The sequence below is a fragment of the Terrimonas pollutisoli genome (assembly GCF_029360765.1).
GTDB lineage: Bacteria > Bacteroidota > Bacteroidia > Chitinophagales > Chitinophagaceae > Terrimonas_B > Terrimonas_B pollutisoli.
Genome location: NZ_JARKNA010000011.1, coordinates 117,989 through 131,582, shown reverse-complemented (window position 1 = coordinate 131,582; position 13,594 = coordinate 117,989). Strand labels below are relative to the sequence as shown.

Annotated in this window: 12 protein-coding genes and 1 pseudogene; 7 read left to right on the top strand and 6 right to left on the bottom strand. The window is 40.9% G+C overall.

From position 1 onward, the window contains the following. The first annotated feature begins 56 nt into the window (after nt 1-56). Together P2W73_RS17210 and P2W73_RS17205 are read left to right on the top strand one after the other, a co-directional pair. Entirely contained in the window at nt 57-611 is a 555-nt protein-coding gene (locus tag P2W73_RS17210) for an REP-associated tyrosine transposase (RefSeq protein ID WP_276503320.1), read from the top strand. Next, a pseudogene (locus tag P2W73_RS17205) lies at nt 581-1,285 on the top strand (transposase). The gene P2W73_RS17210 and the pseudogene P2W73_RS17205 overlap by 31 nt, the downstream one beginning before the upstream one ends. Before the next feature lie 112 nt (nt 1,286-1,397). Here P2W73_RS17205 and P2W73_RS17200 read toward each other — a convergent pair. The 3 genes from P2W73_RS17200 to P2W73_RS17190 all read right to left on the bottom strand — a co-directional run bounded on the left by P2W73_RS17200 (nt 1,398) and on the right by P2W73_RS17190 (nt 2,832). Next, complete coding sequence (locus P2W73_RS17200; RefSeq protein ID WP_276503319.1) at nt 1,398-1,817, bottom strand: YqaE/Pmp3 family membrane protein; 420 nt, start codon at nt 1,815-1,817, stop codon at nt 1,398-1,400. Between the two features lie 120 nt (nt 1,818-1,937). Beyond that, nucleotides 1,938-2,093, bottom strand: a complete 156-nt coding sequence (locus tag P2W73_RS17195) for a hypothetical protein (protein ID WP_276503318.1) — start codon at nt 2,091-2,093, stop codon at nt 1,938-1,940. 205 nt (nt 2,094-2,298) lie between these two features. After that, nucleotides 2,299-2,832, bottom strand: coding sequence for a hypothetical protein (locus P2W73_RS17190; protein WP_276503317.1), 534 nt, complete (start codon nt 2,830-2,832; stop codon nt 2,299-2,301). A 124-nt stretch (nt 2,833-2,956) separates the two neighbouring features. On the opposite strand from P2W73_RS17190, the gene P2W73_RS17185 reads away from it, so the two are divergent. Beyond that, nucleotides 2,957-5,650, top strand: coding sequence for a 4-alpha-glucanotransferase (locus P2W73_RS17185; RefSeq protein ID WP_276503316.1), 2,694 nt, complete (start codon nt 2,957-2,959; stop codon nt 5,648-5,650). 112 nt (nt 5,651-5,762) lie between these two features. On the opposite strand, the gene idi is transcribed toward P2W73_RS17185, so the two are convergent. Further along, nucleotides 5,763-6,293: an isopentenyl-diphosphate Delta-isomerase gene (idi, locus tag P2W73_RS17180; protein WP_276503315.1), complete on the bottom strand. Its 531-nt coding sequence runs from the start codon at nt 6,291-6,293 to the stop codon at nt 5,763-5,765. Between the two features lie 87 nt (nt 6,294-6,380). Here idi and P2W73_RS17175 point away from each other — a divergent pair, with 87 nt between their 5' ends. From P2W73_RS17175 to P2W73_RS17160, 4 genes are all read left to right on the top strand, one after another. Then, the gene (locus P2W73_RS17175) at nt 6,381-7,406 is read left to right on the top strand and encodes a dipeptide epimerase (RefSeq protein WP_276503314.1); all 1,026 of its coding nucleotides are present in this window, start codon (nt 6,381-6,383) and stop codon (nt 7,404-7,406) included. A gap of 102 nt (nt 7,407-7,508) precedes the next feature. After that, nucleotides 7,509-8,390 carry a DUF6089 family protein gene (locus tag P2W73_RS17170; protein ID WP_276503313.1) on the top strand — a complete coding sequence of 294 codons (882 nt, stop codon included), beginning with the start codon at nt 7,509-7,511 and terminating at the stop codon, nt 8,388-8,390. Between the two features lie 71 nt (nt 8,391-8,461). Continuing rightward, a complete protein-coding gene (locus P2W73_RS17165) occupies nt 8,462-10,411 on the top strand; it encodes a menaquinone biosynthesis decarboxylase (protein ID WP_276503312.1) in 1,950 nt (649 codons plus the stop codon). A 73-nt stretch (nt 10,412-10,484) separates the two neighbouring features. Next, entirely contained in the window at nt 10,485-11,390 is a 906-nt protein-coding gene (locus tag P2W73_RS17160) for a TraB/GumN family protein (RefSeq protein WP_276503311.1), read from the top strand. A gap of 52 nt (nt 11,391-11,442) precedes the next feature. On the opposite strand, the gene P2W73_RS17155 is transcribed toward P2W73_RS17160, so the two are convergent. Together P2W73_RS17155 and P2W73_RS17150 are read right to left on the bottom strand one after the other, a co-directional pair. Continuing rightward, complete coding sequence (locus P2W73_RS17155; RefSeq protein WP_276503310.1) at nt 11,443-12,378, bottom strand: DUF8428 domain-containing protein; 936 nt, start codon at nt 12,376-12,378, stop codon at nt 11,443-11,445. Between the two features lie 117 nt (nt 12,379-12,495). After that, nucleotides 12,496-13,473: a DUF8428 domain-containing protein gene (locus P2W73_RS17150; protein ID WP_276503309.1), complete on the bottom strand. Its 978-nt coding sequence runs from the start codon at nt 13,471-13,473 to the stop codon at nt 12,496-12,498. Between the last annotated feature and the right edge of the window lie 121 nt (nt 13,474-13,594).

Sequence of the window (13,594 nt, the reverse complement as noted above, 5' to 3'; positions counted from 1 at the left end):
CAATACTATTTTCATATCGGCTACATGTTTTATTATCTTAGTTAAAACGATAATAAATGAGTGAAGGTGGTTACAAAATCAGGAACCAGCAAGCTATCCATTTTATAACCTTTGCCGTTGTTGAATGGGTGGACGTTTTTACAAGAAAAGATTACCGGGATATAGTGCTGGAAAGCGTCCGGCATTGCCAGAATGAACGAGGGCTTATGCTTCATGCGTGGTGCATTATGAGCAATCATCTTCATTTGGTAGCCTCAGCTAAAGACAATGATCTCAGCGATATACTTCGTGATATTAAAAAATTTACCAGCAAACAAATAATTACAGCTATCCACACTAATCCAAAAGAAAGCCGGAAGGAATGGATGTTGGAAATATTCAGAAAAGAAGGTGAAGGGAACAGTCGTAACAGTACCTGCCAGTTCTGGCGGCAGGATAATCATCCACAGGAGTTGTATAGTCCTGCTTTTACTTTTCAAAAGATAAGTTATATTCATAACAACCCGGTAGAGGCAGGTATTGTTGAAAAGCCGGAACATTTTTTATACAGCAGTGCAAAGGATTATGTGTTCACAAAGAAATGTGGCTTGCTGGATTTGGTATTTTTATAAAGCATATTTTCAGTCATGAGTCGCAGATTGCAAATACCGGACTTGCTTCGGTACTCATGACAACCATTCATCTTTTTTATTTTTATTCAGCAGCTAAAGAAAACAAACTAACGATATCGGGGGAACTGTTTTCGGAATTTGAAGATGTGTATTTGCTGATTAATGAAAGCGCCCATACAAAAAAGGGCGACAAAAGTGTGGGTGTTGCAAGGCAATACAGCGGCCAGCTTGGCAAAGTGGACAATTGTCAGGTGGCTGTATATGCAGTACTGTCTGCCAGTAAGTATTACATCCTCATTGATGCAAGGCTTTTTCTGCCCGAACAGTAAGCTTCCGATAAAAAACGCTGTAAGCAGGCCGGTATTCCTGAAGACAGCATCAGGTTTAAAACCAGGCTGGAACTTGTGCTGGAAATGATTATTCATCAAAAGCAGAAAGGCATCCGGTTTAACTGGGTGGGTGGAGATGGTCTTTATGGGCATGATATAAAATTCAGAGCCAGTATAGCATCAATGGGTCCTACTTATATGCTGGATATTCATAGCAGAGATGGGGTTTATTTACAAGAGCCACAAATAAGTGTCCCTGAAAAAACGGCCAAAAAAGGAAGAAAACCCGTTTTGCCAAAAGCCAGTACAGCCCGGATAATAAAACGGCAAGTAGACTGCAAGTAGACTGTATAAATAAATAAGAAGTTTATTGATTTCCTTATCCCTGAAAATTGGGATACAAAAAGCAAAGCCATCCGCCGAGGCGGATGGCTTTTTATGACTTAGGCTTTTATGATTATTGATCGCCCAGGATAACAATCAGTGCATAGATAACACCGGGTAGCCAAAACAATAAGGTAAGTAAAAGACTGATCCAAAATTTGGTGTTGATCTCTCCCTGGTGAAGGTATACAGCCAGTGGCGGAAGTAAAATGGCAAGTATTACCAATAACAATGTATTAGTGCTGGGCTCGGAGCCTGCTTTTTTCGCTGCTTTATAAGCTTTAACTTCTTTTTTCGCATCCTTTATACGGCTCTTTCTTTCTTTTTTTGAGAGGCTTTTAAATTCGCCCAACGCTGCTTTGACAGTGGCAGGATCAGGTTCTGAAGGTGTGCTGGTAGCAGAAGCCGGAACTACCATGGCGGCATTAGAAAAGCCGGTGGCTGAGGTTATGATTATTGCTACTGCAATAAAAAAAAATAAAGTTTTTCTCATCTTCATTTGATTTAGGGTTTTGAATGAATTGTGTGATAAAATTATTGTATTTGAAAATCAACAAAAAAATAACCCACAAAAAGTGGGCTGTTTTTTTATCACAATACTGTATAACTAGTTTTAGATAATGTCCATTGCTTTTACAAACGCTGTAGTTTGAAACGGAAGTATAAGGGTCAGCCATTCCCAGTGACTGTATATAGCAAAAGCTAAAGCTGCAGTACTTGCAAAGAATAAGAGCCAGTAAATTCCTTTATACTTCTTTTGTTGTTCCATGAGTTTATTTTTTGTGGTTAGGATCAGCTAAATCGCTGCAAAAATAGGTAGCGACAGTTAAATCAAAAATTGTTTTTCAGCTGTTTATTTTTTATTGCCTGCCTATCGGCAGACAGGTTTTTAGTCCCGCTTTGAGCGGGAAACCTCGCAAACGATCATTCTTCGAGTGAGAATTCCGATACCTATCGGAATAGCATGCCCGGTTTCAAGTGTTTTTTGAACCAAATTTTCTAAGCAGAAAAATAACAGTGCAGCATAAAACACCCCCTATCGCTATGAACCACTTCAGGATGACGACAAAATGATAAAAAGCAAAAGTGCTTTCATTAATCGCTGGGTGCCGCAGCCATTGCAGGAGGTAAAAGTTTTCAATGATGTCGCCTGCCCAGGCCAGCATTTGCAGAAATGCTACAACCAATAATAATTTAGAAAGAGAGGGAACGGTTGTTTTTGCTCTCGTTATCATGCAAAGACTGCTTATCCCGGGATAAGCCCCCGCCATAAATGCAAAGTCAAAGTATAGGTGGTAGCTTAAAATTGTCCTCACCCGGTTATCAAGGGAATTGAGGAGGGTAATTATTCTTTCCCTCGGGTAGAATATCTCCAGCCCGACTATCGTGAATTTGTCGTTACCGACCCAAAAATCCGCCTCCATCCACTTCATACAAAAGGCGGTTCCTAAAAACATTCCGAGGCTAAAGAGAAATAGCTTGTTCCAGTAATTAGTCCTCAATTTCATGCAATTAGAAAGATTTTTTGGAGTTTCTTGAAATAAAAATACGAACCTTGCATGTTTTATTATACTTTCGTTACATAATGTGTCTCCTGGACACAGTTTAAGAAATATTGAACCAACGATTGCTATGCATCTTCAGTTTTATCTACGCTTTCACACTGAGTTTGGACAGAGTTTATGGATTAGTGGTAATACCGAAGAATTGGGGATGGATGTTCCCGCAAATGCAATTCCCATGGTGTACCTGGATGATGAATTTTGGCAGGCCAGTATCCCAATTCCTCAAAAAAAATGGCCGAAGAAAGGTATCGTTTACAAGTATTATCTAAAAACAAAGGACGGTGAACTGGTAGGTGAGTTGGGACACGACCGGGTGCTTACTAATTTTCCCAAAACTGTCGAATCAATCAAGTTAATTGATACCTGGAACCACGCAGGAGAATATGAAAACGCTTTTTTCACTGCCCCTTTCAAAAACGTTTTATTAAAGCATCCGCAAAAATCAAAGTGGAGATCGGAAAAGCAGCATACTCATATTTTCAAAATAAAAGCTCCTTTACTAAATAAACACGAAACAATATGCTTGTCGGGTAGTACGGAAGCTTTGGGCAACTGGTCAGCGGAGAATCCAATTCTCCTTTTGCAGGAAGATGATTGGTGGTCCCTCAGTATTGATCTGACCGGTTGCAACTTTCCCATTGCTTATAAGTATGGAGTATATAATTCGAAAGAAGAAACATTTATTAATTATGAAGCCGGTGCTAACCGTCTTCTGCATGCCGATGCGTTGCCGCATTCGATAACAGTATTGCACGATGGTTTTATACGGTTGCCAAATGATACGTGGAAAGGGGCTGGCGTTGCGATTCCCGTTTTTAGTTTGCGAAGTAAAAATGGTTTTGGGGTAGGTGAGTTTGCTGATATCAAATTGCTTGTTGACTGGGCAAAAGAAGCGGGACTAAAACTAATCCAGATTTTACCAGTAAATGATACAATCGCTACCAATACATGGATGGACTCTTATCCTTATGCGGCAATTTCAGCCTTTGCTCTGCATCCACTTTATATTAACCTGGAAAAAGTGGCCGGAAAAAAACACAGCGGGTTGGTAGATGCATTAAAAAAGAAGCAAAAGCAACTCAATGAACTACCAGAGGTTAACTATGAGGAGGTAGTCAGGTTCAAATTAGCTGTTTTAAAAGAGTTGTATCATGCTATCGGTTCGCCCTCATCGGAGGATCATGAATACAAACATTTTTTTGAAGATAACAAGCATTGGCTCGTTCCTTATGCAGCTTTCTGCTATTTACGGGATAAATATGGTTCCTCTCATTATAATGATTGGAACACTCATTCCGTATATGATAAAGATGCTATCGATAAATTGTTTCATAGCTCATCCAGTAAAAAAGATATTGGCTTTTACTGTTTTGTTCAATATCAATTGCATCTTCAGTTAAAAGAAGCGGCTGACTATGCCCATAAAAAAGGTATTGTTTTAAAAGGTGATATTCCTATTGGTATTTACCGTTATGGATGCGATGCGTGGGTAGCTCCGCAGCTATACAACATGGATGCGCAGGCAGGGGCGCCACCCGATGATTTTACGCCGATAGGTCAAAATTGGGAGTTTCCAACCTACAACTGGAAGCGAATGCAGAAAGATGATTTTGCCTGGTGGAAGCAACGGTTTGAGCAAATGAGCAACTACTTTGATACGTTTCGTATCGATCATATTTTAGGGTTCTTCCGTATCTGGAGTATTCCTGCCGATGCTGTGCAGGGAATCATGGGTCGCTTTGTTCCCTGCATTCCTGTTCATTATGTTGAGTTTGGTGAGAATGGAATCTGGTTTGACGAAGCCAGATATTGCGAACCCTTTATCACTGAAGAAGTATTAAATGAAGTGTTTGACGGATTAACCGGAAAAATAAAGCAGTGCTTTATTACTCCGAATGATCGGGGCGGGTATGATCTTAAACCAGAATTTGCTACCCAGCGAAAGGTGGAAGCATGGTTTGAAAAACAGGAAGAAACAGAAGAAAACAATCGGCTTAAATTGGGTCTTTACGATCTTATTTCCAATGTGATTTTTTTCAGACAGGAGGGATCAAGAGGGCAGGAGTTCCATTTCCGTATATCAATGGAAAAAACCTTGTCCTTTAAATACCTGATTCCCCATGTGCAGGAGAGGTTGAGGAATATGTATATCAATTATTTCTTCCGGCGCCAGGATGAGTTTTGGAGAAAGGAAGCAATGCATAAATTGCCGAGATTGAAAGAAGCCACTAATATGCTTATTTGTGGAGAGGATTTGGGAATGGTACCACATTGTGTTCCTGAAGTGATGAAGCAATTGGGGATACTTAGTCTTGAAATTCAAAGAATGCCAAAGGATGCTGCCAAGGAATTTTTCAATCCGACTGAAGCTCCTTATTTGTCGGTTATCACTCCGTCTACGCATGACATGAGCACTGTGCGGGGTTGGTGGGAAGAAAACCGGGAAAAAACGCAGCATTTTTATAATCAGGTGTTGGGACAATGGGGCGACGCACCTTATTTCTGCGAGTCATGGGTTAGCCGGGCAATAATATTACAGCATTTATATTCACCGGCTATGTGGAGCATATTTCAATTGCAGGATATTTTGGGAATGAGTGACACACTCCGCCGGGAAAACCCTCATGATGAGCGAATAAATAATCCTGCCGTGCCTAAACATTATTGGCGATACCGCATGCATATTTCACTGGAAGATCTTATTAAAGAAAAAGACTTTAACGAAGAGTTGAAAGGATATGTCATCCATAGTGGACGATAACATCAGCCTCTTTTATTCCAACGATTTCTTATACACTTCCAAAGCCCGTTTCCTGGCAAGCTCATGTTTCACCTACCTCGCGGCTAAAATAATTACAGGATATCTGCATTTTTCAGAGCCAATGTTGATTGACGAAGTGTTGCATTACCTTGGGTAAACAAATTTTCAGCCATTCAGTATAGTTATCCGGGTTTTCCAGGATATCCTGATGAAGATCTTGTAAGTTCATATATTTCCAGTCCTTTACTTCCCTGGGATTTGGTACAGGTGCAGCATCACATTTTCCAAAATATACATGATCGTATTCATGTTCTGTCAGGCCATTGGTGAATTGTGTTTTATAGATAAAGCTAAACGCAAACGAGGAATGACACTCTATGTTTAGTTCTTCTTTCAGACGACGTGAAACCGCATTGCCAGTTGGCTCCCCGTTTGTGGGATGACTACAGCATGTATTGCTCCACAAGCCCGGTGAATGATACTTGTCGTCTGCTCTTTGTTGCAGCAGTAATTCGTTTTTTGAATTGAATATGAAAACAGAAAAAGCACGATGCAGCCTTCCTGTCTGATGTACTGTTAGTTTATCCAATGTTCCAATTTGATTATCTTTTTCATCTACAAGTATTAATAACTCTTTATCCATTTCATTTGATCTTTAAACAGGTAAGACACTGTTTGCCAAATATAAGCAGGATAGTTCTTTACTATTTTAAATAACTTCGTCGCCATTATGAAATTGGCTTATTATCCATATAATTTAAAATTTCGCCACCCGTTTACTATTTCGAAGGGTACTAAAACACATCAGCCTACATTGATTGTAGAACTTGAGCATTTTGGAGTTAAAGGTTATGGCGAAGCCCCGGCTATTACCTATTATAATATTACAGTGGACAAGATGATAGGAGACCTGGAAAAGAAAAAGCAGGCCATAGAAAAATTTGCTTTTACCGAACCTGACCGCTATTGGCATTACCTGCATCACCTGTTGCCACAAAATCCTTTTTTGGTTTGTGCCCTGGATATAGCTGCATGGGACATGTTTGGAAAACTGCAAAACAAAAGATTATATGAACTGTGGAAAGGTGATATTTCAAAAAACGTATTGACAGACTACACTATTGGTATCGATAGTATAGAAAAGATGGTTTATAAGTTAAAGGAGAAGCGATGGCCGATCTATAAGGTAAAGGTCGGGACAGTGGATGACATCGGTATCGTCAAGGCTTTGCGGGAAAACACGGACGCTATTCTGCGGGTGGATGCCAATGCAGGGTGGGACCTCGAAACTGCTTTAAAACTAATTCCGGCATTAAAAGAGCTAGGAGTTGAATTTGTAGAGCAGCCACTTGCCAAAGATGATTGGGGCGGAATGAAGATATTATATAAAGAATCTCCGCTTCCGCTTTTTGCTGACGAGGCTTGTGTGTTTGAACAGGATGTCGAAAAATGCAAAGATCATTTTCATGGCATCAATATCAAATTAACAAAATGCAGCGGTATTACACCTGCTTTGCGAATGATCAAAAAAGCCAGGCAGCTTGAATTGAAAGTGATGATTGGTTGCATGAATGAATCAACTGTCGGTTCGGCGGCTATAGCCCATTTACTGCCGTTTATTGATTATGTCGATATGGATGGGCCGTTGCTACTGGAAGAAGATGTGGCGACGGGAATTGATTATGATATGGGTAAAATAAATTATTCAACCCAGCCAGGACTCGGTATAAATTATTGTGGACTTTTTAAAAAATAACAGTTTTTTTTATCCACCTGTGGGGTTTAATAATTCCGCTGTATATTCATACCTACCGCCTCCGGCCTTAAATTTGCACTGTTAAAGTTCTAAACGTTTATTATGAAGAAAGCCTGGATATTGATCCTTTTTTTAGCCTTTTCACAGCTTCTTTTCGCACAACGTCTTCATATCGGCGTTTTTGGTGGACTCGCTGCTTACAATGGGGATCTTACCAGTAAAATATTCCCGAAAAAAGTTACCAACGGCGCTATAGGGATAACTGCCAATTATGAACTAACCAATAATATTATGCTTCGGGGTGGTTTCACTTATGCTGTAGTCGGCGGAGCGGATCGTTTCAACAGCGATTCAAGTCTTCGGGCCCGCAATCTTAGTTTCGAAACTGCAGTTTCCGAATTTAGTTTATTAGGCGAATATTATCTGTTGAGTTTAAATGATCATCGCTTTTCGCCGTATGCTTTTGTCGGTCTTGCTGTTTATCGCTTTAATCCATATGCGTATAATGGCACCACGCAAAAAATTTACCTGAAGCCATTAAGCACTGAAGGGCAGGGATTGCCCGGCTATGCCGAAAACAGTCCATATAGTCTCACCCAGTTTGCGATCCCTTATGGCGGAGGTGTTAAGTTCGCGGTTACAGACAATCTTCATCTTGGTCTTGAATTAGGATTGAGAAAAATTTTCACTGATTATTTTGATGATGTAAGTACAGTATATGCCGATCCTAATGATCTGTTAGCCGGCAGAGGGCAATTATCCGTTGACATGTCCTACCGTGGAGATGACGTAGGCATTGCTGGTTATCCGGCAAAAGGCGCACAACGTGGAAGTCCAAAACGTAAAGACACTTATTATTTCACGGGACTCCATCTCACATATCGGTTAGGTGGTGGCAATTCATCAAGTGGTGGAATTTTTGGTGGCGGCGGTGGCCGAAGAGCGCCGAGGAATAGCACCAGTTGCCCCGTGAATGTTTACTAAAATCTTTTCTTCTTACTATTCCAACATTCTCACACAGGCTGTGTTGTACCTTTGCGTAATTTATTGAAGACATGGCCTATAAAAATCAGCAGCAATTTATTGAAGCACTGGAAAAAGCAGGGGAACTTGTTCGCATCAAAACTTACGTCAATCCAAAGCTGGAGATGGCAGAGATCAGCGACAGGATGAGTAAAGAACCGGGCGGTGGAAAAGCAATACTTTTTGAAAATACCGGCTATGATTTCCCGGTACTGATGAACGCCTATGGCAGTGAAAAAAGAATGTGCATGGCGTTAGGTGTGGCGCATTTGGATGATACTGCCCGGGAAATTGAAGAATTGTTTAAGCTGCTTGCGTCGCCGAAAGAAAGTATCCTGGATAAATTAAAGTTGTTGCCGAAGCTTGGCCAGTTTGCTTCATGGATGCCAAAAGTAAAAAAGGGGCGGGGCGAATGCCAGGAGGTTGAAATGAGCCAGCCCGATATCACTAAACTGCCTGTTATTACCTGTTGGCCAAAAGATGGAGGCCCGTTTGTTACGTTGCCCATCATTCATACAAAGGATCCGAATACCCAATCAAGAAATGTCGGCATGTACCGGATGCAGGTTTTTGGTCCCACTTTGACCGGTATGCACTGGCACAAGCATAAAGTATCTGCCAAACATTTCAATGAATATAAAAAGTTGAACAAACGCATGCCCATAGCGGTTGCGTTAGGCGGTGACCCGGTATACGCTTACTCGGCTACTGCTCCGTTGCCGGAAAATGTGGATGAATACATGCTGGCAGGTTTTCTTCGTAAGAAAAAAGTGGAAATGGTCAAATGTATTTCCCAGCCAGAAGTAGAAGTGCCCGCTGATGCAGACTTTATCATAGAAGGTTATGTTGATCCCAATGATGAGATGATATGGGAAGGTCCCTTTGGTGATCATACGGGCTACTATTCCTTGCCGGATTGGTATCCCCGTTTTCACATCACAGCTATTACGCATAAAAAAAATGCGGTCTATCCCGCAACTATCGTGGGCATACCTCCGCAGGAGGATGCATGGCTAGGAAAAGCAACTGAACGGATTTTCCTGGCACCCATCAAAATGACCATGGTACCGGAAATCATCGATATGGAAATGCCGGTAGAAGGAGTATTTCACAACCTTGTTATTACCAAAATAAAGAAAGATTACGCCGGCCAGGGACAAAAAGTAATGAATGCCATGTGGGGCGCCGGGCAAATGATGTTCAATAAGATATTGGTGATCGCAGATGAAAAGACATCCATTACAAACTATCCTGAACTGGCCAAAAACGTATTTAAAAATTTAAACCCGGCTACAGACATTTATTTTTCACAGGGCCCAATGGATGTATTGGATCACAGCTGTAGCAAACTGGGTTTTGGTGGCAAGATGTGCGTTGATGGGACGAGTAAGTTTGATGAGGAGATTGATGACAGTGTGCAGTTGACAGTTGACACTGAGCTGGTCGAAATGGGGCAACTGACGGAAGAACTACTTACCGAAAAGTTTACTGAAATAAAAAAGGTAAACCTTTCTCTGTTAAAAAAAGAAATTGCTTGTCTTATTATTTCTGTTGAAAAAAGCAAACCAGGTCATATAAAAGAATTGCATGAACAGATTTGCGAGTTGGCGGAAATAGAAGGGGTAAAAATTATCTTATATGTCGAGCATACGGTTGATGCTAATGACTTGCCAACTGCTTTGTGGCGTTTTTGCAACAACCTTGATCCTAAGCGGGACAGTTATTTGTACCGGAGACCAACCAGCAACCGGCAACCGGCAACCGGAAGCCAATACTTCGCCTGCATGGGCTTAGATGGCACAAGGAAAACTAAAGAACTGGACGGCTTTCACCGCGATTGGCCGAATATTATTGTGGCAGATAACGATACCATAAAAGCAGTTGATGAAAAATGGGAAGACCTGGCGATAGGCCCTTTTATTTCTTCCCCTTCGTTAAAGTTTAAAGACCAGTTATACGGTGAGGAAGCCGTTGTACAATAAAATGCAAGGTTAGCCCTCCAATCTTTTCAGCTCTCAGCTTTAGGCTGTAAATTGCTTTAAAAATAAACTATTGATGAAACGAGTTTGTGCGGTGTTGTTCGGTAGCCTCATATCAATTTTTTGCGTTGCTCAAAAAAGCAATACAGATAATACGCTTCTCTGGAAAATAAGCGGTAATGGCCTTGTTAAGCCATCCTATATTTTTGGCACTATTCACATGCTGTGTAAAGATGATGCTATTCTTAGCGATAGCCTGAAGCGGGTGATCAGGAATGTAAAAGAGGTTTATTTTGAAGTAGACCTGGACAATATGTTTGAAATGCTCGGCATGTTGTCTAAAATGAAGATGCGGGGTGATACTACTTTACAGGATCTGTTGAGTGAAGCCGACTATGAAAAAGTAAAAAATTATTTTGAAGAGAAGGGGTCCATGCTTCCTTTCAATATGCTGGAAACTTATAAGCCGATGCTGGCTGCTTCTACTTTGCAACAAGGCGGCCTCGCCTGTGAAGCTACAGCCATGATGGAACAAGTGATCATGGAAGAAGCAAAGGAATATGGCAAATCCATTAGGGGTTTGGAGAGCATGGGCTACCAGGCGAGTGTGCTCGATAGCATTCCTTATAAGTTACAAGCTGAACAATTGGTAAGCTATATTGATAATGCAAAAAAAGGTGACGGTGAGGATAAAGAACTATCCGACATGATGAATGCCTACAAGCAACAGGATCTTCAAAAGCTGGAAGAAATGTTGATGAAAAGTGATCCCAGCATTTCAAACTACACAGATATCCTGCTTTACAACCGCAATCAAAACTGGGTAAATAAATTGAAAGATATTTTACCTGATAAGTCGGTGCTTATTGCGGTAGGAGCAGGCCATCTTCCCGGAAAACAAGGCTGTATTAATCTTCTTCGGAAAGAAGGCTATAAAGTAACCCCTGTGAAGAATACCATTAACAGGATGCGGGAAATTTAATCTTATCCTGCAAACTCTTATCGGGCAGTAGAACCCGCCCCAAAAAGAATGGCTATCCAAGTGTTTTTGTTGCCTGGCCGATGAGGATTCCATTATGCCAGAGCTGAAAAGTGTAAGTACCCTTCTGGCATTTTTCGGTGTCTATAGAAAACAATAAATGCTTTTCTTCTCCTTTGACATAGTCAAACCTTATTTTACGGGTATACTTTTTTTTGCCTTCATTTTTCGTATTAAAACTGCCGCTATCCCATACGGTACTTTGCAGTACTTGCCCGTCTGGTTGAACTAACACTGTGGTTAATTCGGCGTTGGTAAATTGGGTAATGCGGTTTTGGACAACGAATGACGCAACAAACTTGTCTGTTTTTTTTGCCTGTGACGTGGATTCTTCACTGGAGCCTTTTACTTCAATAGCAGCAATTTTAATATCAGAAGCAATAAAAATAGAAGCAAGATTTACTTTTTCTATCAACGACTGGTTTTCGTCGCTGAGGCGGCGGATGTTTCGCTGTAGTGTGTCTACATTCAGCGTTAATTGTTCCAACACAGTGCTGATTTGTTTTTTTTCATCTTCCATGCTCAGGTTCTGATCACTTAGCTCATTCACCCGCTGTTGCAGTTCATTAATTTTTTGTCGTGCGAGGCCGAGGTCCGATTGGGAAAAGCCTTGCTTATTTAAAATTCCGGTGATTTCCATTTTCAGCTGATTGATTTCTTTTAGCTTATCATCCAGCCTTATTTTAAGAGAATCGGCATTTACCCGTGATGAATCCAACTGGTAGTCCAGGTCACTGATTGCGGTTGAATATATTTTAGTCAGCGAGTCCTTTATCGCATCGGCCACCGCAGCGGAATCCTTTACATAAACTTCGGTACGGCGCTGGCTGTATATTGTCTTATCGTAAATATGATAGATCCAGGTGCTCACCAGTCCGATTGAAAGCAGTACCAGTAAGAGAGACTTTATATCTTTTATTTCCCTGGGCATCTTTCGAAAGATAAAGCATATTGTCTTTTTTTACAAGCTACCCGCAAGCAGAGAGGCATAAAAAAACCGTCCCGATAGATCGGGACGGTCGTGTTGCGTAAGAGTGCAACTTCGCTTTTAACCGAATAAACCACCTTTTTTCAGGGTTCTTACACCTTCACCGATTTTGAACCCGTTATGATAAACTTCAATTTTGTAATCACCTCTTTGGAAATCTTCCTGGCGAATAGGGAATGATACAGCTTTACGTGTACCTTGTTCGTACTCTACCGGTACTTTTGTAGTGAACTGTCTGTCACCATCAGTACGTGTAGTCAGGGTAGAAGAACCCAATTCAGTGTTGGTTACCACTTTGCCATCAGGAGCTGTAACCATGATGTACATGTCAGCAGGACCTGATCTTGCAATACGGTTTTCGATATCGAAAGAAACAACCAGTTTGTCAACTTTTTTTGCTGTCGAAGTAGTTTTTTCTTTACCGCTTTTCTTTTCATTCACCGGAGTGATCTGAATATTTGAAGCGCTGAAAGTTGAACCTACATCCACAACTTGGGTCAATGCTTCTTTTTCAGCACTTGAAGTTTGAAGATTCTGCTCCAACACTTGCTTTTCAGTAGTAAGCTGAGTGTTGTTAGCTGTCAATTCCTGGTTTTCGCCAGTCAATCTTGATACTTCTGCTTCAAGACTTGCGATCTGGTTGTTAAGGTCTGCGATCATTGCTTTCGCCCTTTTCAGATCAGCTGCAGTAGCATTTTTATCATTTAAGATACGTCTGATCTCAGCTTTATTTGCATCGATCTGTTTTTGCAATGTGCTTTTTTCACCTTGCAGGTTGTTGTTAGCTCCTGTGATAGAGTCTAAACGCATTTCAGCATCATCATATAACAACTTCAGTGAGTCACGTTGTGTCATATAATTTTCAGACTGGGTCTGCGCAACCTGTATTGTTTCACCTGTTTTGTTTTTGTCGTATAACAGGTAACCCCAAGTACCCAAAAGACCGGCAGCAAGAATACCAATCAAAAGATTCTTATTGCCTCTGTTCGGAGTACGAGGTTCATTTGGAGTCGCCGATGGATAATTTGTGTTTGTCATACAAGTGGGTTTTTAAAATGATTTTAGGTTTACTATTTATTTTACCAGATATTATTGGGTTTTCAAGGTAGTTTACGGTTCCGTAGATTCTTTCGTTGTCCTCAATTCCGAAAACCGTGCC